This window comes from Miltoncostaea oceani, assembly GCF_018141545.1.
Classification (GTDB): domain Bacteria; phylum Actinomycetota; class Thermoleophilia; order Miltoncostaeales; family Miltoncostaeaceae; genus Miltoncostaea; species Miltoncostaea oceani.
In genome coordinates this window covers 481,300-502,839 of record NZ_CP064357.1, presented here as the reverse complement: position 1 = coordinate 502,839, position 21,540 = coordinate 481,300, and the positions used below count along the sequence as shown (strand labels likewise).

At 69.1% G+C, this 21,540-nt stretch carries 15 protein-coding genes and 14 tRNA genes; 22 read left to right on the top strand and 7 right to left on the bottom strand.

Features of this window, described 5'->3' with window-relative positions; genetic code table 11:
• Nucleotides 1-618: 618 nt before the first annotated feature.
• From IU369_RS21435 to IU369_RS21425, 3 genes are all read left to right on the top strand, one after another.
• A tRNA-Val gene (locus tag IU369_RS21435) sits at nucleotides 619-690 on the top strand.
• Nucleotides 691-731: 41 nt separating this feature from the next.
• Nucleotides 732-804: transfer RNA gene (locus tag IU369_RS21430), tRNA-Asn, on the top strand.
• A 50-nt stretch (nucleotides 805-854) separates the two neighbouring features.
• Nucleotides 855-927: transfer RNA gene (locus tag IU369_RS21425), tRNA-Arg, on the top strand.
• Between the two features lie 382 nt (nucleotides 928-1,309).
• On the opposite strand, the gene tatC is transcribed toward IU369_RS21425, so the two are convergent.
• Entirely contained in the window at nucleotides 1,310-2,083 is a 774-nt protein-coding gene (tatC, locus tag IU369_RS21420; protein WP_217924479.1) for a twin-arginine translocase subunit TatC, read from the bottom strand.
• 183 nt (nucleotides 2,084-2,266) lie between these two features.
• On the opposite strand from tatC, the gene IU369_RS21415 reads away from it, so the two are divergent.
• The 13 genes from IU369_RS21415 (at nucleotide 2,267) to IU369_RS21355 (ending at nucleotide 11,173) form a co-directional block, all read left to right on the top strand.
• A tRNA-Arg gene (locus IU369_RS21415) sits at nucleotides 2,267-2,340 on the top strand.
• Between the two features lie 50 nt (nucleotides 2,341-2,390).
• Nucleotides 2,391-2,463, top strand: a tRNA-Met gene (locus IU369_RS21410).
• A 210-nt stretch (nucleotides 2,464-2,673) separates the two neighbouring features.
• A tRNA-Pro gene (locus IU369_RS21405) sits at nucleotides 2,674-2,747 on the top strand.
• A gap of 88 nt (nucleotides 2,748-2,835) precedes the next feature.
• Nucleotides 2,836-2,908 (top strand) — tRNA-Pro (locus IU369_RS21400).
• Between the two features lie 107 nt (nucleotides 2,909-3,015).
• Complete coding sequence (locus IU369_RS21395; RefSeq protein ID WP_217924478.1) at nucleotides 3,016-4,179, top strand: S1 family peptidase; 1,164 nt, start codon at nucleotides 3,016-3,018, stop codon at nucleotides 4,177-4,179.
• A 20-nt stretch (nucleotides 4,180-4,199) separates the two neighbouring features.
• A tRNA-Pro gene (locus IU369_RS21390) sits at nucleotides 4,200-4,272 on the top strand.
• Between the two features lie 47 nt (nucleotides 4,273-4,319).
• Nucleotides 4,320-4,392 (top strand) — tRNA-Arg (locus tag IU369_RS21385).
• Nucleotides 4,393-4,430: 38 nt separating this feature from the next.
• A tRNA-Arg gene (locus tag IU369_RS21380) sits at nucleotides 4,431-4,503 on the top strand.
• A 482-nt stretch (nucleotides 4,504-4,985) separates the two neighbouring features.
• A tRNA-Arg gene (locus tag IU369_RS21375) sits at nucleotides 4,986-5,058 on the top strand.
• Between the two features lie 26 nt (nucleotides 5,059-5,084).
• Complete coding sequence (locus IU369_RS21370; protein ID WP_217924477.1) at nucleotides 5,085-6,356, top strand: DUF429 domain-containing protein; 1,272 nt, start codon at nucleotides 5,085-5,087, stop codon at nucleotides 6,354-6,356.
• A 131-nt stretch (nucleotides 6,357-6,487) separates the two neighbouring features.
• Nucleotides 6,488-6,560, top strand: a tRNA-Arg gene (locus IU369_RS21365).
• A gap of 931 nt (nucleotides 6,561-7,491) precedes the next feature.
• Complete coding sequence (locus IU369_RS21360) at nucleotides 7,492-10,077, top strand: DEAD/DEAH box helicase (RefSeq protein WP_217924476.1); 2,586 nt, start codon at nucleotides 7,492-7,494, stop codon at nucleotides 10,075-10,077.
• Between the two features lie 262 nt (nucleotides 10,078-10,339).
• On the top strand, nucleotides 10,340-11,173 hold the full coding sequence (locus IU369_RS21355; RefSeq protein WP_343233263.1) for a sensor histidine kinase: 834 nt from the start codon (nucleotides 10,340-10,342) through the stop codon (nucleotides 11,171-11,173).
• Here IU369_RS21355 and IU369_RS21350 read toward each other — a convergent pair.
• The gene (locus IU369_RS21350; protein ID WP_217924474.1) at nucleotides 11,115-11,813 is read right to left on the bottom strand and encodes a response regulator transcription factor; all 699 of its coding nucleotides are present in this window, start codon (nucleotides 11,811-11,813) and stop codon (nucleotides 11,115-11,117) included. The genes IU369_RS21355 and IU369_RS21350 overlap by 59 nt on opposite strands.
• Before the next feature lie 56 nt (nucleotides 11,814-11,869).
• Here IU369_RS21350 and IU369_RS21345 point away from each other — a divergent pair, with 56 nt between their 5' ends.
• From IU369_RS21345 to IU369_RS21335, 3 genes are all read left to right on the top strand, one after another.
• Nucleotides 11,870-13,318, top strand: a complete 1,449-nt coding sequence (locus IU369_RS21345; RefSeq protein ID WP_217924473.1) for an HD-GYP domain-containing protein — start codon at nucleotides 11,870-11,872, stop codon at nucleotides 13,316-13,318.
• Nucleotides 13,319-13,511: 193 nt separating this feature from the next.
• A tRNA-Ser gene (locus IU369_RS21340) sits at nucleotides 13,512-13,599 on the top strand.
• Between the two features lie 64 nt (nucleotides 13,600-13,663).
• Nucleotides 13,664-13,751, top strand: a tRNA-Ser gene (locus tag IU369_RS21335).
• Nucleotides 13,752-13,775: 24 nt separating this feature from the next.
• On the opposite strand, the gene IU369_RS21330 is transcribed toward IU369_RS21335, so the two are convergent.
• Both IU369_RS21330 and IU369_RS21325 read right to left on the bottom strand, forming a co-directional pair.
• Nucleotides 13,776-14,462, bottom strand: coding sequence for a hypothetical protein (locus IU369_RS21330; protein WP_217924472.1), 687 nt, complete (start codon nucleotides 14,460-14,462; stop codon nucleotides 13,776-13,778).
• A gap of 336 nt (nucleotides 14,463-14,798) precedes the next feature.
• Nucleotides 14,799-15,290, bottom strand: a complete 492-nt coding sequence (locus IU369_RS21325; RefSeq protein WP_217924471.1) for a hypothetical protein — start codon at nucleotides 15,288-15,290, stop codon at nucleotides 14,799-14,801.
• Nucleotides 15,291-15,402: 112 nt separating this feature from the next.
• Between IU369_RS21325 and IU369_RS21320 the strand changes: the two genes are divergently transcribed.
• Complete coding sequence (locus IU369_RS21320; RefSeq protein WP_217924470.1) at nucleotides 15,403-16,113, top strand: hypothetical protein; 711 nt, start codon at nucleotides 15,403-15,405, stop codon at nucleotides 16,111-16,113.
• A 51-nt stretch (nucleotides 16,114-16,164) separates the two neighbouring features.
• Nucleotides 16,165-17,601: a pyruvate kinase gene (gene pyk, locus IU369_RS21315; RefSeq protein ID WP_217924469.1), complete on the top strand. Its 1,437-nt coding sequence runs from the start codon at nucleotides 16,165-16,167 to the stop codon at nucleotides 17,599-17,601.
• On the opposite strand, the gene IU369_RS21310 is transcribed toward pyk, so the two are convergent.
• From IU369_RS21310 to IU369_RS21300, 3 genes are all read right to left on the bottom strand, one after another.
• Nucleotides 17,598-18,275, bottom strand: a complete 678-nt coding sequence (locus IU369_RS21310; protein WP_217924468.1) for a hypothetical protein — start codon at nucleotides 18,273-18,275, stop codon at nucleotides 17,598-17,600. The two genes, pyk and IU369_RS21310, sit on opposite strands and share 4 nt — an antisense overlap.
• A complete protein-coding gene (locus IU369_RS21305; protein WP_217924467.1) occupies nucleotides 18,266-18,814 on the bottom strand; it encodes a hypothetical protein in 549 nt (182 codons plus the stop codon). The genes IU369_RS21310 and IU369_RS21305 overlap by 10 nt, the downstream gene beginning before the upstream one ends.
• 389 nt (nucleotides 18,815-19,203) lie before the next feature.
• Nucleotides 19,204-20,280, bottom strand: a complete 1,077-nt coding sequence (locus IU369_RS21300; RefSeq protein WP_217924466.1) for a peptidylprolyl isomerase — start codon at nucleotides 20,278-20,280, stop codon at nucleotides 19,204-19,206.
• A 99-nt stretch (nucleotides 20,281-20,379) separates the two neighbouring features.
• On the opposite strand from IU369_RS21300, the gene IU369_RS21295 reads away from it, so the two are divergent.
• Nucleotides 20,380-21,510, top strand: coding sequence for an AAA family ATPase (locus tag IU369_RS21295; RefSeq protein WP_217924465.1), 1,131 nt, complete (start codon nucleotides 20,380-20,382; stop codon nucleotides 21,508-21,510).
• The last annotated feature ends 30 nt before the right edge of the window (nucleotides 21,511-21,540 follow it).

Here is a 21,540-nt window from a genome sequence, read left to right as displayed (position 1 = left end):
GTTGTTGGACAGGGCGACGCTAGGCAGCGAGGCCTCGGGCATAGCCGTTTCTCCGCTGACACGGTCGCCGGACAACCGAGGTGAACGGCGACGGTCGTGGCCCGTGTAAACCCAGACACGAAGAGCGATCACGTCGGTGACGGCGCCAACGTCCGCCGCCCCTGTCTCGAGCTCGTGTGAGACCTATTCCAACGAGTTCGCATGCAAGCCTTGACGGAGGTGCTACGTTCTTGGCGATGACCTCCACCGGTGACAGAAGGAATCCGCGACCCATGCCCGTCCGCTCCAAGCGGCCGGTCGCCCCCGCCTGCCCCGGATTCCGACAGGAGTTCCTCTCGAGCTAGCTCGAGGACGATCTCCAGAGGAACCACCGGGGCGGCCAAATGGCCGCCCTTTTTGTTGCCCTGAAACAACCTCGAACCCCCACCGAAAGAGAGCCAGACCTCCTGAGACAGACCCGAAGCACCTGAAGAGAGGCCCCCCGTAGGGAGAAAGCCGCCGCGTCCACATTGATCCTGCTGAGGCGAGCAGGGGAGTGGATCGGCCAGCGGGCTCCAAACCGAGAGGACGGGAGAGGCACAGACAGAACCTAGGAGGCCGCGCCTGGCCCGTTTTCCTGGACCGGTAGCTCAGTGGGAGAGCGCCCGCGTGACGTGCGGGAGGTCGGGGGTTCGAAACCCTCTCGGTTCATGTTCGTGAATGACATCGACGCTGCCTGCCAGCGTCACTGATCCCCGGTAGCTCAGCCGGCAGAGCGGCGGATTGTTACTCCGAAGGTCGCAGGTTCGAATCCTGCCCGGGGAGCCTTGTTTGTAGTGCGGAACGCATCATCGGAGCAACACGCTCCGCTCGTAGGGGTATAGCTCAGTTGGCAGAGCTGCCGGGCAACGGGCCCGGAAGAGTCAGGTTCGACTCCTGGTGCCCCCTTGATCGGCCGGCCCTCGTGTGAGAGGGGCGCGATCACGTGTAATCGGAAGGTCGCAGGTTCGATCCCTGCTGCCCCCACTCACTTACTTCGAGGGGGTATAGCTCAGCTGGTAGAGCAGCCGACTCTCGTCGGCACCGAAGTAAATCACGCGCGGCGCCCGGCGGCGGCGGCGCGCGACCTCGGTGCCCAGGCCAGCCTCGTAGCTCAGTGAAGAGCAGTGCCGACGGGCGAAGACGCGGAGTCGTCCTCCGCCGAGGCTTGTAATCGGATGGTCCCAGGTTCGAGGCCTGGTGCCCCCATCACCGTCTCGAGGGGGTATAGCTCAGCTTGGTAGAGCAGCCGACTTTCGTCGCATGACCCAGGCCACGGTCGCACCCACGCTCAAGCCTCGTCGCCCTCGTCCTCGCGCTGCCAGATCGGCGGGCGGCCGAAACGCCTGGCGAGGAGGATGCCGAGGCCGTAGAGCAGGATCTGGGGCGCCATCAGGAGCACCATGCTGAACGGGTCGCCTCCCGGGAGGATCGCAGCGAAGGCCGCGATCAGCACGAGTGCGATCCTCCAGTGGCGGACGAAGAGCTCTGCGGAGACCACGCCGATCCGCGCCATCGCGAGCATCGCGACCGGGACCTCGAACATCAGGCCGGTGCCGAGCATCATCGTGGTCACGAAGCCGAAGTACTCGCCGGCCCGGACCTCGGTCTGGAAGCTGTCTCCACCGAAGTTCAGCAGGAACTCGAGCGCGACCGGCAGGACGAGGTAGTAGCCGAAGGCGACTCCCACCAGGAACAGCGACGAGGCGCCGGCGACGACGAGCAGCATCGAGCGCCGCGACTGCTCGTGGAGCGCCGGGATCACGAAGGCGTAGAGCTGGTAGAGCCAGACCGGCGCCGAGGCGATGATCGCGGCCCAGAAGCAGACCTTCAGCGTCGTGAAGAACGGCTCGGTAGGCGACAGGGTGATCAGGCCGCTGTCCCGGAACTCCTGCGGGAGGGGAGCCTCCAGGAGCTCGAGCAGCTGGTCCCGGAATCCGTAGGCCGCGGCGAAGGCTCCGACGAGAACGAGGGCGCTGATGATCAGGCGCCGGCGCAGCTCATCGAGGTGATCGACGATCGCCAGTCGTTCATCACGTCCGGCACGACGGACTGCGCCGGGCATCCGGGAGATCAACGCGAGCGCCGATGGGCGGAGCAGATCAGGAGCGTGTCAGCGGGGAAGGCCATCCGGCGATGGTATGGCGCAACCGGTCGCCGGCGGGCGACTCTCGAATCGCGGCCCTCCGACTCACACGATCCCGCCGTCTCGTGAAGGCCGGATATGACACCCACCCGCAGCATCGTTGGTCCTGTAGCTCAGTGGATAGAGCGTCGCTTTCCTAAAGCGAACCGTCGGGGGTTCGACTCCCTCCAGGACCGCTCACACACTCACACATGTGGAGAAGGCGTCGATCGCGTCCTCCCCCAGTGGCTCCGTAGCTCAGTCGGTAGAGCGTTGGGTTCATAACTCAAAGGTCGGAGGTTCGATCCCTCCCGGAGTCTTCCACCCGTGTCACCCCGCCGTGTCTCTCACCGAGGGTCCAAGACGGCGGGCACCAAGGGCCGGCGCCCCGAACGCCTGCTCGGAACGCAGCTCGACGAGGTCAGGGCCGATCGAATCTGGTCATCCACCGCTCGCGGCAGGCAGGCGGGGCTAGAGGCCGTGGGGAGCGCGCCCGCGACGGCCAGTGGGGGACCCCAGGGTCCCCGCGGCGGGATGTAGCGCAGCCTGGTAGCGCGCTCCCTTCGGGAGGGAGAGGCCGGCGGTTCGAATCCGCCCATCCCGACTCACCGCCTTGCGATGAGCGGTGGCAGGACCGGCGGGAGCCTGGAGCTCCCGCCGCTTCGGGGGGCGCCTCCACCGGCCCCCCACAGCGGGGTGTGGCGCAGTTGGTAGCGCGCTCGTCTGGGGGACGAGAGGTCGCCGGTTCGAGTCCGGCCATCCCGATCAGTTGGAAGGAACGCGGTGCGCCGCGAGGGGCGCGCAGGTGCAGGTTTCTAAAGGTTTCTCTCCCCGGCCGCGTCGGCTGACCTGAGGCGTCGGATGTTGGGGGCATGCCGAGGAACCACATGCCCCGCGCCGCCGCTGTCGCCGCCGGCCTCGCCCTCCTCTTCGCGGGTGGCGCGGTCGCCGCCCCGGCCGCCGGCGAGGACCGCGTGGACTCCATGATCGTCGGCGGCACGATCGCCCCCGCGGGGGTCTGGCCGTCGATCGTCGCGCTGGTGCCCGCCGGCACCCCGTCCGCCGCCGGCGCCGTCTGCGGCGGCACCCTCATCGGCCCGACCGCCGTCCTCACCGCCGCCCACTGCGTGGTCACCGACGGACTGGCCCTCGCACCCGCCGAGATCGACGTGATCGCCGGCGCCACCGACCTCGCCGGCGCCGGGGAGCGCATCGCGGTCGCCGCGATCCGCGTGCACCCCACCTACCGCGCCCCCGGCGACGGGGCCGACGCGGCGGTGCTGATCCTCGCCACGCCGAGCTCGGCCCCGGTGGCCGCCTTCGCCCGCGCCGGCCAGGACGCCGCCGACGTGGACCGCGCCGGGGAGATCGCCGGCTGGGGCGCCCGCTCCGAGACCGACACCATCGGCTCCACGTCGCTGCTCTCCGCCCCCGTCACGGTCTTCGGCACCTCCCGCTGCGCCCGCTACCTCGGCAGCGCCTACAGCGCCCGCCTCGCCCTCTGCGCCGGCCGCCCCGAGGGCGGCGTCGACACCTGCTCCGGCGACAGCGGCGGCCCGCTCCGCGACGGCACCGGCCTGCTGATCGGCGTGACGAGCTGGGGCGTCGGCTGCGGCCGCGCCGGACGGCCCGGCGTCTACACCCGCGTCGCCGCCGTCGCCGACTGGATCGACACGGCGACCGCCGCACCCGTCGCCGCCGTCGCGGCCCCCGCCGCCGTCCGCGCCGCCCCGCGGGTCCGCGCCCTGGCCGGCCGCGCCCGCCCCGGCACCGTCGCCCGCCTCCGCTACCGCCTCCTCGGCCGCGGCGAGACCACCCGCGAGCAGATCGTCATCCGCTCCGGCGGCCGCGTGATCGCCCGGCTCCGCACCGCCGCCGGCCCCGCGCGCGCCGACCTGCAGTACACCGTCACCTGGAAGGTCCCCCGCCGCCTGGCCGCCGGGCGCACCCTGCGCTTCTGCGTCAGCACCCGGGTCGTCGCCGGCGCCCCGGGCCCCGCGGCCTCCTGCGCCACCCTCCGGCTGGCCCGCCGCTAGGCGGTCTCACTCACTCACGACGGAACGTGGCGCAGTTGGTAGCGCACCGCCTTTGGGAGGCGGGGGCCCCCGGTTCGAGCCCGGGCGTTCCGATCACTCAGATGCCCTCCGACAAGGAGGGGGTCGCTTGCACGATGCATGCCCCTGTAGCTCAGTGGATAGAGCGCCGGCTTGCGGAGCCGGAGGTCGCAGGTCCGATTCCTGCCAGGGGCGCTCACTCACACCTCGTAGGCTGATGCCTGCGAGTTCGCGCGTCCGTAGCTCAGTGGATAGAGCGCCGGCCTCCGGAGCCGGAAGTCGCAGGTTCGAATCCTGCCGGGCGCATCAGCTTGTTTCCAGACGCTACTTCTAAGAACTCCGCCCCGGTCGAGCTGTGCAATCGCCTGTGGCAGGCCCGGGACGCAACGGAGCCGGGTCTCGCGGGTGCGCGCTCAACCAGGTGAGCGACAAATGTCGGGCCGGCGGCCGACGCGCGAGAGCTCGTGAGCCCTCTCACCGGGATGCCGTGGATCCGCGTTCACCCGTCATGCAATTCTAGTGGGCCCCTCGCCGAGTCTCCCCAGAAGCCTGTGGCGGAGGGGATCTCGGAGTTCTTGGAACTCACCTAGAGGAAGGCCGCGGGATAGGCCCCCTCGGCATCGCCTCACCAAGAACACGATGGATGTGCGGTTCTGCGGCGCTTCTACGCGGAAGGACGCGGGTTCGCCGCCAGCCGGCTGCGCACCGTGAGTTCCAAGAAATGTTCCTAGATCTCTCCTGCTCCACCGCTGGCGCGCTCGCACGGTGGAGCCCCCTGATCCATCCTTGTCTCCGTAGCTCAGTGGATAGAGCGCCGGTCTACGAAACCGGAGGCCGCAGGTTCAAATCCTGCCGGGGACGCTCGAGGGGCACTAGGATGCCCCTCAGTGCCAGGTCCCGATGACATCGTCGCCGCGGCGGCCCGGGGCCGGTTCGGCCTCGTGTACCGCTATGGGGACCTCTCCATGGCGGTCTACGGACATCGGCGGGGCGGGCAGGCGATCGCGCAGGCGGCGCGCGGCAACCCGTCGTTCGCCTGCGCGAGCCACTTCGTCCCCAACGACTGGCGTCTCGGGGAGGTCTTCATCAGCTCGCTCGGCTCAGGGCGTCAGCACTGGATCGAGCGGCTGCGCGCCGACGGCATCCCGGTCGGCGACGACGGCCTGATCCCCGAGAGCCACCGCGGCGATTGGACAGATCTCGCCGCCGAGCCGCCACTCGCGGGCCCGGACGGCCCCGATGACGAGGCGCCCGGCTGGGCCGGGGATCTCGATCTCCCCGTGGCCACCCTCGCACCCGTTGCTCCCACCCCGGTCGCGCACTCAGCCGCATCGTCGGCCATGACCTTCATCGGCGTCGACCTGGCCTGGGGGCAGAACGCGGGGACGGGTGTCTGCGCGGTCGTGAACGGCCAGGTGGTGGACTCGGCTCAACTGAAGACCGACGATCAGATCCTCGAGTGGCTCAGCCCCCTGACCCAAGGGCCCTGCCTGGTCGGGATCGACGCGCCGTTGATCGTCCCGAACGCATCCAAGCGCCGGTTCTGCGAGTCGGTCATCAGCAGGTGGATGTCGTCCAGAGAGGCCGGAGCGCACAGCGCCAACAGCGGGCTCCCTTCGTTCGTGAACGGTCCGCGGGGCGCCCACCTCGCCGCGGCTCTCGGCCTCGACATGGACCCTGACATCGCCCCTGGTGATCTCGTGCGGCGGGCGATCGAGGTCTATCCCCACCCGGCCCAGGTCGTCCTCTTCGACCTCCCGAAAACACTCAAGTACAAGTCTTCGGCCGGCCGCACGGTCGAGTCGCGCCGCCAGGCGTTCGCGGTGCTGATGGATCTGATCGAAGGCCTCGCCGGCGCCTCGCCGCCGCTCCAGGTGGCTGGACCATGCTGGGATGAGCTGAGGGCCGCCATCGAGACGGCAACGAGCGGCGCCGACCTCGACCGCGCCGAGGATGAGATCGACGCCTACGTGTGCGCCTACACCGCGCTGCACCACTGGACCCACGGCCCCGCGGGATCGCGGATCATCGGAAGCCTCGCCCAGGGCTACATCGTCTGCCCGATCGCCAGACTCAACGGCGAGGTCGACCCGGGCGTCGTCTCTTCTCTTGACCAAGCCGTGCACGCGACGATCGCCAAGGCGCTCGCGGGGAAGTAGGGAAGCGGTCCGCGCGCGGGTCCTCTCCTTTCCTGGGATCTGGGCACGAGAGACGCGCGGTGTCTCACAGACAGCGTATGACGGTGCTGAGGCGCTGCAGCCCGGCGCCGCGATCTGCCGGCGCGCCCCGCGCCTCCGTAGCTCAGGGGATAGAGCGACCGCCTTCTAAGCGGTGGGTCGCAGGTTCGAATCCTGCCGGAGGCACTCGTTGGAAGGAAAGCGGGCCGGGAGGGCCGGGGCGCCCAGCCAGGAGCGCAGAAGGGCGGCGCGGGCGGGCCAGAGCTCACCGAACGAGGCACCCGCGGTGACCGGGCGCGCATGGCGCTGCTCCCAGCGATACAGCGCCACGGCATCGGCCCAGTCCTCATGCTCTCCGAGGCGCTCGGCGTAGTCGGTGATCCACGGTCCTCCGGTGAGGAGAATGCTCACCGCGTAGGGGCTCCGCCCGGGGCAGACCGGGGCCCCCGGCATCCTGGCGTCGTCCGCGCGGGCGCGGGTCCATGCGGCCCGACGACCGGCCGGCGGGCCGCCCGTGTGCCCTCCGGCGGCGTGCGCGAGTTCGTGCTCGAGCTGGTTCTCATCGAGCTCCACAAGGTGCATCCGCGCGCCCACCTTGAACCAGGCACCACCGCGGTAGTCGTACCAGGCCTGTGAGCGGAAGCCCCCCAGCGCGGCGGGGGCGCCGGAGGGTCGGTTGCGATGGGGGCAGCGGAGGAAGTTGAGGCTTCGAGGCGCCGCTCGAAGCACCTCCGGCAGACCCAGGAGAAGCGCGCCCAAGCCCTCGAGAAGGACGGCGTCAGGCACCGTGTCGTGGAAGCGCACACTGACACCGGCCAGTCGAACGCTGAGCACATCGCGAGTGTGAGAGGGCGCCCGCCCGTTCCCCCGGAGGCCAGGCAGCCTTCGTTCCTCGAGGTGGATCTCCACCCATCAGTACTGCCAGGACCGCCGTCAGCGGCCGCTGGCCTCTCGCCTTCCAGTGAGCGCGTCCGCCTCGTGCGCGCGCGAGAGACGGGCGCGCTGAGATTCACGGGCGATACGAGATGCACTCGCCGTGCGATGTCGGACATTGAACCTGTGGCCGCGGGTCGGGCCGGAGATTCGAGACGACAGCGAAGGCGGGGGAGAGACACAGATGGCACGTTCCGCGAAGGTCACCAAGTCGCACCGGGCGCTGATCGACGAGGCCATCAAGGCCAAGGGCGTCGACGCGATGCGCGACCTGCAGCCGCTGGCCCTGTCGATCACGCCGACCGGCCGCTTCGACGCTCGCAACCCGGCGCACTACCTCGACCAGCAGGCCTTCGAGATCACCCCGGTCGTCGACCCGCTGTTCGAGGCGGTGATGGTGACTGTCGGTGCCGTGCCCGTCGGCCGCCGCAGCTTCTCGGTCAACGTCGGCGAGAAGGCCAGCCCCCGGCCGCTCGCGGCCGTGATCGAGGCGATCCCGACGATCACGCTCTACCCCGCTGAGCGCGCTGAGCGCAACGAGCGCGACGGGATCGGCGACGAGCGCGCGCACAACATGGGGTCCCAGGTCTCCTACATCGTCACGCAGACCCCGGCCGGTGCCGCCGCCTTCACGGGCAACACCTGGGCCATCTTCAACGCGCAGCGCAACCACGGGACCGGCGCGTTCCGTCGCTGCGCGATCTACCTGAGCGAGACCAAGGGCCGACTGTTCTTCCGGATCTGCACGGCCCACTCCGCCGGCAAGAAGCGGACCTGGGCCTTCGATGAGATCGAGGGCGTCAGCCTGACCAACATGCACCTGATGCGCCCGAGCGAGGTCTCCGACCCGATGCTCGTGAGCGCCGACGTGGCGCTGCGTCAGGTCATGGCCGCTGAGGCCGAGGGCCTCCGCATCATCGACCCGAAGAAGGTCCTCCCCTCGATCAAGCGCAACGTGCGTCGGGTGGCCGTCGCGATGGCCGTCCCGGGCTCCCCGGGCATGGCGCGCCTGGTCCTCGGCTCGCAGCACAACAGCAGCGGTGCCCTGGTCGACAGCCGCGTCGTCGGCGCCGGTGCCGTGGTCGAGACGCTCGCCTCGCTCGGCCAGGACGAGACGGCGCTCGTCGCCCTCGACCCGCGCGTCTCCGACATCACCCGGGTCCAGGTCGCCTCTCCGGTGGCTTGCGAGACGCTGCCCGAGGCGCTGCGCCCCTTCCAGCAGGAGATGGTCGGTCGCCACCTGGCGACGACGATCGGCGTCGTCAACGGCTGCGCGCCGGGCACCGGCAAGACCGTCATGAGCCTCGCCGCCTGGCGCGAGAAGGGGCTTGCGATCCCTCAGTGGCGCGGCCTGTGCGTCGTGCCGAAGCCGGTCCTCAGCCAGTGGGGCCAGGAGGCCGAGAAGTTCTTCCCCGAGGCCCGCGTCCTGGTGCTGCGCTCCGGCGATCTGGAGGTCTCGCTCGCCCGCGCGGAGCAGGAGGCCGGCATCGAGCCGCTGCTCGCGATTTGCAGCTACGACGCCGCTCGCCGCAACACCGACGCCCTCTGCGCGCGTCAGTGGGACGACCTCGGCTGCGATGAGGCAGCGATCCTGAACTCAGTCGGCAGCGGCCGCACGAAGGCCCTCTGGCGTATCCGCGACCACGCCTCGGTGGCCGTGGCGATGACCGGCACCCCGATCGACAAGAGCCTGGACGACCTCGGGATCATCGGTGCCTGGGCGCGCAACGAGCAGGAGATGTTCCACGGCGAGCGTCGCCTCTCGCGCCGCTTCGTGGCAACCGAGCCCGCCTCGGTCGCCTCCATGTGGGACGCCCTCGGGCCGTTCATCTTCCGCCGCGACCGCTCTGAGATCGCCGACCAGCTTCCCGCCATCACCACGCAGACGCTTCTGCTGGACCCCGAGCCCGCCGAGAAGGCGCTCGCTGAGGGAGCCCGGCACGAGCTTCGCGCGATGTATGACCGCCTGGTCGCCGCCGTCGAGGCCGCAGGCTCCCTCGACCCGGACAGCCCCGACTTCGAGATCGCCAAGAGCGAACTCCGCGCCGCGCGCGGTGCCGTCCTCGGCGGTGTCACCCTTGCCCGCGCCGCCTGCTGCGACCCGCAGGCCGTCAAGAACTCATCCTCGGCCGGGGCGGCGCTGCTCGACAACGCCGGCCTGATCGACCCCGCCGTCAAGACCGGCGGTACCAAGCGCCGCGAGATCATCAACCTGATCGTCGATCAGGTCGGCAACGGCGAGGCCGTCCTCATGTTCACGGACTTCTCGGGTGTCTGCGACTCGCTGGCATCCGGCCTTCGCGAGGCGGGCGTGCGCTGCGGCACCTACTCCGGCTCTGACACCGAGCGTGAGCGTGAGGCCGACAAGGCCGCCTTCATGCGCGGCGACCTCGACTGCCTGATCCTGACCGGGGCCGGTCGCGAGGGCCTGAACCTCCAGCGCGCCTCGGTGGTCATCAACTACGACCTGCCGTGGGTGCCGCGTCAGCTGATCCAGCGGATCGGCCGCGCCGCGCGCTTCGGTTCGTCCGCCGACCGCCTCCAGGTCATCATCCCGATCCTCGCCGGGACCATCGAGGAGCGCGTCGCTGCGGTCCTGATCCCGCGAGCCATGACCGCGCTCGCCGTCCTCGATGTCCACCGCGGCATCGACGCGCGGGAGACGGAGATCGGACTGGCGATCTCCGGGCTCACCGAGGCCATCAGCGACGAGGAGAAGGAGGGTCAGGAGTCGATGTTCGCTCTCACCGCCGCCATCCTGGCGGCGTGAGTCCGGACGCCCTTACTGTGTATGTCTGTGCGCCGGGTGATCGGGAACCCCGGGGGCGTCACAATGCCAGGCACGCTGCTACGCTCCCGCCCGCTGTTGCTTCCACTTCTGGAGCCGGGAGCGATAGGTAGTTTGCTCTAAGGAGCGTTCATCGCCCGGGCGATCCTGGGCACCGGACGCAGGCACGACGAGGACTCTGAACCTGACAACCTCCCCAGCCGAACCGCGCCGGCCGGGGACTCACCGGAGACACGTCACCAGTATGTCGCCCCTGCGCGGATTCATCCGACACCCCCAGAGAGATTCGTCTCTCATCGGTCTGTTATTGCTGACAACGGCGGGGGCCTCTTGCGCCGCCGGCCGCTTCCTCTGGCAACGGCGTGCACGCGACGACGAGATACGCGTTCTCTTGCATGAGTTGAAGAACCCGTGTGCCGTTACGCTGAGCTACCTCGAGCTGATGGACGAGCAGGCCGAGACACTGAGCGAGGAGCAGGGGCGTTGGATCAAGTCGGCGCTCATCGCCCAGCGCCGACTTGCTTCAGTGGTCGAGAGCTTCACCGGCCGCTCCTGGGACGCGGGGGGCGCCGCAGCGATTGCGGGCCAGACCCGGTTCGTCTGCATGAGTCGCCTGCTCGCGCGGCAGGTCGAGGAGATCCGGGTGCTGGCCTCGCGCGAGGGGGTCGAGATCGACGTCGATGGGGATACGGCGATCGAAGTGGTCGGAAACGTCGTCCGACTCTCACAGCTTCTCTCGAACCTGATCGAGAACGCGGTCCGACACTCCGGCAAGGGCGGGAGGGTGTCGGTGCTCGTGAGCCGGCACGAGGGGAACGCCCGGGTCGAGGTGCGGGACGAGGGGCCGGGATTCCCTGCGGATCCCAACGAGATGTTCGAGCCCTTCAGGGCGCACGGGCCCTCCGGTCAGTTCGGGATCGGATTGGCCGTTGCGGAGCTCGTCGCGCGTGAGCACGGCGGATCGGTGTCCGTGGTCCGTCCCGGGGAGCCGGGCGCGCGTGTGCGGTTCGAGCTTCCGCTTAGTCCGCGGGACTGTCGGCGGACGCGCACGGCTGAAAGCGGTAGCCAAAGCCCCTGACGGTAAGGATCAGGCGGGTTCCGAGGCCCGGCTCGACGCCGTCCAGCTTGCGACGCAGGTAGCCGATGTAGGTCTTCACGTGGGTGGTCGAGGATCCCTCCGACTCCCCCCAGACGCTTCGCAGAAGGTCGTCGTGGCCGAGTGTCCGGCTCCTACTGAGGACCAAGGCGACGAGCAGCTTGAACTCCAGGCGGGTCAGCAGCACTTCACTGCCGCGGACCCGCACCTCCCGGAGAGAGAAGTCAATCCTGATGCAGCGATCCTCATACACCTGCTCGAGCTGCTCGACGTGAGCCCGGCGATCACGCAGACGGGCGGCGATCCGTGCGAGCAGCTCCTGATTGCCGAAGGGCTTGGCGAGGAAGTCGTTGGCGCCGGCGTTGAGGACACGCACCCGGTCCAGCTCGGTATCCCGTCCACTGACGACGATGATCGGAACCTCGGTGATGTCGCGAATCGCCGAGATCAGGTCCCAGCCCGTCATGTCGGGCATCACGAGATCAAGGAGCACCAGGTCGACGGTGGATTGGAAGAGCTGGCGCAGCCCCTCGCGTCCGTCGGCCACTGCTGTGACCTCGTAGCCGGCCCTCCGGGTGACCTCGCGGATCGCCTCGCGCGCCTCGGCGCGGTCGTCGATCACCAGCAGGTGCCCCCGTCGCCGGCTGCTCACAGTGTCCCGTCTGCGGGAGTCCGGGCATGAGAGCCAGCGCGGAATCGGAGACCTCGATCATCGAGATCGCCCGGGCTGCAAGCGAGTTCGATCTCGAGACCCTTCGTCGCGCCATCATCCAGGAGGTTACGAGTCTCGCACCCGCTGGTAGCGCGCTGTACCTGTTCGAGGCGAGCGGCGATCAGGCGATCCTAGTCGGAAGAAGTGAGGGGGCGCCGGACTGGCCGGCGACCGGCAGGATGGCGGAGATGATGCCCTCGGCGGAGGGCGTGGAGTTCTCGGGCGGAGATGGTGAGGTGGCGATGATCAGCGTCCCTCTGCGCCGGGGCGGTCAGATTTCGGGAGCGATCTTCGCCCGCGGGGCGGACATCGATGCAGAGGACATGCGTTCCTGGTCAGAACTGTCAGTCCTCGGCGCCTTACTACCGCCGGCCGAGCGCGGACCCCTCCCTGACAGCGATCCTCTCGGCGATGCCGTCCGCGCGCACCTTCAGAGCAGGAGCCAGCCCGGGGACGCCTGGCTGACGATCTTCGACTTCGCCCCCGAAGAGGGGTCTACAACCAGCGCGGTCAACGAGCTGAGCCGCTCGATCGAGCGCGAAGCCGACCGATCGAGCGCGCTCCGGGTGGCGATCACGCCTACGCGCGTGGCGATGGTGCTCGATGCGCCCGGGGGTCTCGCCCCGCTGGCGCGGATCGAGCTTCTGGTCGAGCGGCTCTCCCTCGAAGCGCGCGCGATGAGTTGCCATGCGGTCTTCTCGGTCGGGCTGAGCCGATGGGAGGCTGATGAGGAGGGCTTCGACGGGATCGTCGAGAGGGCGCAGAAGGCCCTCGAGACGGCGGTCTCCAACGGAGGGGGCATCGTGGTGGTCGAGGCGGGGCCGCCGGGCGGCCTCACCCCCATCGCGCACAGCCATGCCGGCTTGCGTGCGCTCGCGCACGCCATCGACCTGAAGGACCCCAACACCAACCGGCACTCGGAGCGGGTGAGCGCGTTGGCCGGGGAGATCGCCCGGGTGCTGCTCTGGAGCGACTCCGACATTGAACGCCTGCGTGAGGCGGCACTCGTCCACGATGTGGGGAAGATCGGTGTCCCCGACGCCATCCTCTTCAAGGAGGGGGCCCTGACCCCCGCCGAGAGCGAGGTCATCGCCCAGCACGCCGAGCTCGGCGCGCGCATCGTCTCCGAGATCCTCGACCCCGATCAGGTGTCATGGGTCCGCTCTCATCACGAGCGTTGGGACGGCAACGGCTATCCCGACGGCGCGGCAGAGGACGCGATCCCCGAGGGGGCGCTGATCATCAGCGTCGCCGACGCCTTCGACGCGATGACCACGCCGCGCCACTACCGCCATCAGATCGAGCCGGCGCAGGCGAGGAGCATCTGCGCCGCCGAAGCCGGCCATCAGTTCGCTCCCCATGCCGTCGAGGCCTTCCTCTCCCTTGGCGAGGTGGATGGGCGGATGACCCAGTGATCTGGAGTGAAAGAACGGCCATGCACCCTCATCACATCGTGGTATCTTGAGACCGTGACCAGTCGATCGTCATCCAGTTACACCTCAGCCGGGGGCACTCCCATCGGTCGGTAAGCGCAGCGCGCATACGGATGGATGTGAGAGGCGCCCGAGATGGGCGCCTTTTCTCGTTCCATGAGGTTCCTTTTCACCTGGAGGGGTGGCAGAGCGGTCTAATGCGGCGGTCTTGAAAACCGTTGTTGGGTGATCCCCAACCGTGGGTTCAAATCCCACCCCCTCCGCTCGATTCGCCGGACGAGGAAGGAAGCAGCACGAGGTCGCAATGAGCCGAGGTATGTAGGTCCTGGAGGGGTGCCTGAGAGGCCGAAAGGAGCCGCCTGCTAAGCGGTTGCCCGGTGACACCGGGCCGTGGGTTCGAATCCCACCCCCTCCGCTCATCTGGCTCTCGGGGGCAATCTCACCGCTCCGGCATCAGGATGCCCATGTGGGCGATCAGCCGCCCCTCCTCCATCGGCGCCGACTCGAGGGTGTCGGCGACCATCCGTTCCCCTGCGATGAGGGCTTCGAGGAACGAAGGGTTGTCGGCGATCCCTCGATCCAACCGGAACCGGGCGGCGGCCGTCACGATGGCGCGTCCGAGCAATGCGTAACCGTCCCCTTCGTTCAGCGCCGGGTCGGCCACCCAGTCGTCGTCGCACCGAGTGGGGACCGACCCGTCGAACGACATCACGGAATAGGGGCGCGAGGCCTGGATCTGCGTCCTGGTCATCCTGCGCCCCCGGAAGGCCTTCTTCTCCCAGTGGACGTTGACGTTGGTGATCTCATCGAGGGGCCAGGAGAATCCGAGGACCGCCGGGGCGTCGGACTGGTCCCCGGTGACGTCGATGACTCCCCACTTGGGAGTGAATCCTGCATGAACGGTCCCGATGAGTCTCGTGTCCGTGATCACCAGTCGGCACACCGCGGTCTCGATTGCGAACCCGACGATCAGCTGACCATTGCCTGATTCGTCGTCGAAGTCGACGAGGAGACTGGCAGGCGCCTCCCACCGCTCGAGAGCGGTCTCACCAGGGCCGGGCACCGGACGGCCGTGCTCGTCAACCGTCAGGTGGATGTGGCGGCCCTCGTTGGCCGGGCCCGCCACCGGGATGAGTTCCAAGCCGGGGTTGAGTGAGCCGTACTCCTCCGCCGTGAGGGACTCGCTTCGACTCACTTCAGCAGGATCAGGCATCCGGGGCTCCTTCGGGTGGCCGGGGGCAGCGAAGGCTAGCAATGACCGCCTGTCCGGAGCTGACGCGGACGCTGGCTCCACTCCTAGCGTGGAGTCACTACGCACAGCGCACTGCTCTGCGTTCCCGGCCCGAAGGCATCAGGCACGAGCACTGCTCTGCGGTAGCGAAGAGGTCTGCGGTCTACGCGCGGGCGGTGGAGGCCTCAGGCTCGAGGCCTCCACCGCCCGCGGTTTGGAGTGGGTCCGCCCCTAGTTCCGGCAGGGGAGGTTGACGCCGGGGCCCGAGACCCAGCCGGAGCCGCCGCCGTTGGCCGTGTTGAGGACACGGACCTGCGGCACGTAGGTCGTCGTCGTCCCCGTCGTGCAGGGGAAGCCGATCGGGAAGGCGTCCGCCCCGACGCCCGGCGCCGAGGTCGGGAAGCCGACGACCGAGCCGTCGATCGGAGTCACCGTCGAGTACTCGAGGACCCCGCCGATGTTCTCCACGACGCGGAACTCCACCGCCCGGTTGGCCTTCAGGGGGTTCGGGCCGTGGATTCCGATGGCAAACGCCTTCACGCCACCGCCTACGACGGCGGGAGAGGCAGTGCTGATGTTGTATCCGTCCCAGCTGGCGGTCGCCGCGGAGGCGGTGCCCGCGAAGGCCAGGGTGAACATCGCGACGAGGCCGAGAAGGACCAGCCTCGCCGCCGTCCCGCGCCGGCGGCGCGAGGTGGGTGGGGGAGTGGTGTGTGTTCGCATGACCTCGATCAAGCGGGCGGGATCAGACGCGCACCACCCTTCCCGGGCTGATTCCACGGCGCTGAACAGGGAAAGCGCCCGCTGCCGGCGAGGCCCCTTTAGCCTCGGACCGATGAATGCGACGGCGATCGTGCTGTGCCTGCTGCTCCCGCTCGAGGCGGTGATCCTCCGCATGACCCAGCGGCGCATCTTCTGGGATCTGGAGCGGGTCGGCCGCTCGCGCCTCCTCGCATACGTCCTGGTCGCGCCCTCGACGATCGCTCACGAGCTCGCCCACGCCTTCGCGGCCGTGATCCTCCGGGTCCCCTTCGGAGCTCAGGTCGGAGGCACAGTGGAGCTCTTCCGGCCTCGCCGGCACGCCGACGGGGGCATCACGCTCGGCCAGGTCTCGGTGGCCCGCACCGATGCCCTCCGCTCGAGCCTGATCTCGATCGCCCCCTTCCTGCTGGTGCCTCTGATGATGCTCGGGATCAACTGGGCCCTGCTCGGCACCGTCTCCCCGATCGAGGCGGCGGCGGTGATCGGGGAGATCGAGCCGTGGCGGCTGGCTCTCTGGGCGGTCGCCACGCTCACTCTTCCCCTCGGGGCCTTCCCATCACCTGGGGATCACATCGGGGTGGGTGGAGGCGTCTCCTTGGCCGTGCTCTTCACGTTGATCGCGGTCGGCGTCCACCAGATGTACGGGCCGACGTCCCTCCTGGAGTCTGGCGCCGCCTGGTCCAGCGTCCTCGCCGTGCCGGCTGCCGTCTGCGCCTTCATGCTCCTCGCCCTGCGCCCGCCGCGCACCAGGCGCTCAGCCCCGCTCTCCCAGCCGGAGACCTGAACGGGGCGAGAGACCCGCGCCGAGGACGTGCCCGTCGGCACTCTCGGTCACGTGAGGACTCTCCGAGCGACCAAGATCCTGGCGACGATCGGACCGGCGAGCGCCGCTCCCGAGGTACTGCGCTCACTCGCGGACGCCGGGATGGACGGGGCGCGGATCAACCTCTCACACGGCTGCCTCGAGGAGTGGGTCGCCTGCGCGCAGAACATCCGCGCGCTCTCGCAGGAGATCGACCGACCGATCACCGTCCTCGCCGACCTCCAGGGGCCGAAGATCCGCCTCGCCGCCGACACCGACCGTCGTGAGATCGGCATCGGCGAGGAGGTCATCATCGTCTCGGGGCGTGAGACACCGGAAGGCTCGCTGGCGATCGCATGGGATGAGGTCTGCCAGGCGGCGGTGCCGGGACAGTCCGAGATCATCGTCGGTGACGGGACCCCGCGTCTGTCGGTGGTAGACCGCGCCACCTACCTCGGCGCCCCGGCCCTGGTCGCCACCTGCACGCGCTCCGGCCAGGTCGGACCCCGCAAGGGCGCCTTCGTCACGCACGTCTCGAGCTCGGCGCCGGCGCTGAGCGAGAAGGACCTCGACGACCTGGACCACATGCGTGAGATCGACCCGGACCTGGTCGCCCTCAGCTTCGTCCGCGGCCCCGCTGACATCGACACCTTGCGCCGGGAGCTCGACGCCCGCGGCCTGCTGAACACGAGGATCGTCGCGAAGATCGAGAAGGCGGAGGCGATGTCCTGCCTCGACGAGATCGTCGAGCGAGCCGACGCCATCATGGTGGCCCGCGGCGACCTCGGGATCGAGCTCGGGATCGCCGCGGTCCCGCTGGCCCAGAAGCGGATCATCCGCGCCGCCGCCTCGGCCGGCAAGCTGGTCATCACCGCCACCCAGATGCTCGAGTCGATGCACCACTCGAGCGAGCCGACCCGGGCTGAGGCGACTGATGTCGCCAACGCGATCCTCGACGGCACGAGCGCGGTCATGCTCTCCGGGGAGACCGCACAGGGTTCGTTCCCGGTCGAAGCGGTCCTGCAGATGGACGCGATCGCACGTGCCGCCGAGGCGGGCGGGATGTTCGCCTTGGAACACGACGCGGCCGAGCTCGATGAGGCGGAGGCCGTGATGATGGCCGCGGCCCTTCTCGGCGACAAGAGACGGTGCTCGGCCTTCATCGTCCCGACTGAGACCGGCGGGTCGGCGCGCGCGATCGCCCGACAGCGACCGGCCGCCCCGATCCTCGCCCTCTGCCACCACCCGCGCGTCGCACGCCAGATGGCCCTGGAGCGCGGGGTCGTCCCGCGCCACTTCCCGGCGCTGGATCAGATGGACGAGATGATCGAGGAGGCGATGGCCGCGGCCCGGACGACTCTCGTCCTCTCGGACTCCGACACGGTGGTGCTCTGCTACGGCCCCGTGGTCGCGCGACGCGGTGCGACGAATCTCATCGTCATCCGCCGCGCCGGCGACGCGCCCGCCTAGCCGCCGGCTATCGGCTCCGAGGCCGGGATCCCCAATCGGAAGGCGATCTCATGGAGCAGCCGGTCATGCGGCGAGCTCGAGAGGATCTGGGCGTATCCATCCTCGCTGACGACCCGTCCGCCGCCGGCGATCCAGCGCAGGCTCACCGGCTCGACGTCGGACGAGCGCATGCCCTCCCCGACGACCTGGCCCGTCTCCGAGTCCTCGAACCACGCGGTGAACTCCGTGCGTGCGAGGCAGAGGTCCTCTCGCAGAGGTTCGTAGATCCACTCGTCCATCGTCTGGGCGCTCAGCCGACCCGGGGCCGGTAGAGCGGGGGAGAGGCCCGCGCCCACCTCGATGTGGCCGAAGCGGGTCTGATTCGTGTTGCCGCGCTCAGGGTCCCAGGAACACTCCTCCGCGGCGTCCAATGCCTCGTACGCGATCCTGGCGCGCTCGAGTGCGGCGAGCAGCCCGCCGCGGCGCCACTGCATGACGCTGGAGTCGGGATCGCAGATCTGGATGTGGTGGTCGTCGAAGAACTCGAGGTCGGGGAGCTCGGTGAACGCGAGGATCGCTGTTGCTGCGACGAAAGCCCGCGTCCGCGACAGCCCGTGGTGGTCCTCGTCCTCGTAGATCAGGATCAGCGCCTGCTCGATCGCTTCGGTCACCGGGCCGAAGCGGATCACCGACATGCAGCCCTCCGGGGCGCCACGGCCTGATTGAGATGGCGGACCAGATTCTCCATGCGTCCGGTCCGGGAAGCTCGACCTCGGGCGTCGGGGGGTCCGAAGGGCGCAAGCTCGGAGTCCAGGTAGTCGTCGATCAGCTGGAGCGCCTCGGGGGCGGTGCTCAGCTGCTCGAACACCTCCCGAGTGAGACACAGCTGCCCATCGGCGTCCAAATGGCGCACCAGCTCTCTCGATGAGGCGGGCCGCCACGAGTAGCGCCGGCCGAGACTCTCACCCGGCGCGGCGAAGACACATAGCTCATACCCGATCGATCGCGAGCGCAGGGCCGCGGCAAGATCACCCGGTACGGATGACTCAGCCGACCACCAGCCGTGATAGACGCCGCGGGCGCCGGCGTCCTCGATGCCCGCCTCACCAAGACACCGCCAGATCTCAGAGAGCGGGGTCCTCAGGTCGCTCGCCTGCGAGGCAGCCGTCATTGAGCTGGACCTCAGCTCACGCAGCTTGCGGGCCGTCCAGGTGTCAACGACGCCGAAGATCACGTGCCCCAAGGGGGCAGGTAGATTTCCATCTCCAGTCAAGAACGCTCCTGCTCACTCCGCGTCGTCTCGACGGGTCGCCCTGAAGTCCTGGGCAGGGGAACAAGGGGCCCGGGAACGGACGATACACAACCCCTCGGCTCCTCGCCCGGGCGTGGCCTCGAGCTGCCCCCGCTCCAGCTGAGTCCTGCTGCTTCTCGGCGGAGTCCCCTGCAACGACGAGGCCGTCGCTCCCATCAGGAGCGACGGCCTTGTCAGTCCGGTTCCTTACACGACGGCCTGTCGACTCGGGCTAGGACGGCAGTTGCCGGACATCACGACCATACGCCAGCTGCTCATAAGTGCATGAACAGCCCGTGCCCTGGGAGCCGGGGCCTCGGCTCCCAGGACCCTCAGGGGGTGGGGGCCGTCGTCGTCTGGGCGCGCTCGGCCTCGGCCTCTGCCTCAGCCGCCGCGCGCTCGGCGACGACAAACGGGTCATCGATCGAGGCGTCGTAGGAGATCATCGCCTTCCACTTCTCGAGCACCGCGGACTGCCAGGACTCCACCCGATCGGCGACCTCCTGCTGGCGCAGGTTCTCCAGCAACGACCTGCGCACATCGGAGAACGGCAGCGTCCGCTCGGGCGTCCGCTCGGCGGTGATCAGGTGCCAGCCGAACTGGGTCATCACGGGCTCGGAGAGCTCACCGTCCTCGAGCTCCTTGACGGCCGCCTCGAAGGCCGGGACGAACTGGCCCTCCTGAAAGGCGCCGAGGCGTCCGGCCTGCTGCGCGCTGCCGGTGTCGGTGGAGAGCTCCTTGGCGAGGGCGCCGAAGTCCTCGCCGGCGACCAGACGGGCCCGCGCCGCGATGGCTGCAGCCTCGTTCTCGACCAGGATGTGGCTGACGTTCAGCGCAGCCGGCTGGAGGAACTCGGCGGGGTTCGCGGCGTAGTACTCGCGGGCGTCGGCGAGCGTGCGGGTGGCCTTGCCACCGTGGAACTTCTGGAGCGCCCCCAGGCGCAGGAAGGCCGCGACCTGGTCGCGCGCGTCCTTCTCAGCAAGCCCGGTGGTCGAGAGGAACCTCTCGAAAGCCGCCTTCTGGCCTTCGAAGTTCTGCTCGATGATCATGTCGATCTCGGCGTCGATCTTCTTCTCGGTGATCAGGCACGGCTTGCCGCACTCCAGCGCCTCGACGCGATAGACCTCACGCAGGATCAGATCCTGGAGGAGGCGGCTGCGCAGCATCTTGTCCTCGTCCGAGCCCTCGGCCGGCGCGTCCTCACCCGACGATTCGAGCTGGGCACGGTACTGGGCGATCGCCCCGTCGTATGACTCGCGAGTGATCGCCGTCTCACCGACCTTCGCCACGACGCCGTCGCCGAGCTCGCCGGAGCGGTCGAAGGCGCCGAGTCCAGCCATCAGGCCGATGACACCGCCGATGAGGACGACAGCGAGGAACGCGAGTGCGGCGGAGCGGTGAGGTGACATGGCGCCGACGATAGGCTGCGCCTCACAGACGATGCATGGATCTCTCCGGTCGGGCGTCAGTCCGAGCGTCGCGCGAGCGCCATGTCCTACATTGGTGACATGACGACAGCCGCCGCCTCCGTGCCCGAGATCATCCTGACCGGAGGGCCCTGTGCGGGTAAGTCATCGGCGCTCAGCTACCTCAGCGAACGGCTGTCGGATTGGGGCTTCCGTCCCCTGGTGATCCCGGAGATGGCAACCTTCCTGATCTCGAACGCCTACCCGGACATCGCCCGGATGATGGAGACCGACTGGCCCCGGTTCATCGCGTTCCAGGGCAGTCTGGTGCGGATGCAGCGCGCCGTGCGCGCCGAGTACCTGCGCATCGCCGAGACCTTCCACGACCAGCGCCCGGTGATCCTGGCCGACCGTGCGGAAATCGACGGTATGGCCTTCATCGGCAAGGAGCAGTTTTGCGAGGTCCTCGCAGCGGAGGGCCTGACCCTCGCTCAGATCCGCGACAGCTACACCGCCGTCTTCCACCTGACGACCGCCGCGGACGGTGCCCGCGAGCACTACACCCTGGCCAACAACACGGCGCGCCGCGAGTCGGCCGAGCAGGCGATCGAGGTCGACCGGCGCACCCTGCAGTCCTGGGTGGGCCACCCGCACCTGCGGGTGATCCCGAACGGCCCGGGGGGCTTCGAGGCCAAGTTGGCGCACCTGGCCGGCGAGATCGCCCACACCCTCGGCGTGCCGGTGCCCCTGGAGATCGAGCGCAAGTTCCTCCTGTCCGAGGCGCCGAGCGCCTTCGATCCCGTCCTCGCCCAGGCGGTGACGCTGGAGATCGAGCAGATCTACCTGGAGATCGGCGCCGCCAACGAGACCCGCATCCGGCGTCGCGCGCAGGACGGGGCCGCCACCTACTCGATCTGTGAGAAGCGCCAGATCAGCTCCGACTCCGTGGTGCGCGAGGAGCGCGAGAGGTTGATCAGCGCGAACGAGTACCACGCGCTTGCGATGAGCCAGAAGCCCGGGACGGTCACGATCCGAAAGCGCCGCCACTGCTTCGTCCACAACGGCCAGTACCTCGAGCTGGATGAGTTCCTCACGCCGCGTCGCATCTGGATGCTCGAGGTCGAGCTGACCGATCAGGCCGCATCCCTCGACCTACCGGAGTCCTTTCAGATCGACCGAGAGGTCACCGAGGACGGTTGCTTCCGCAACTCGTTCCTCGCGCGCGCATCCTGAGACCGATCAGCTAAGGCCGAGCAGATCGCC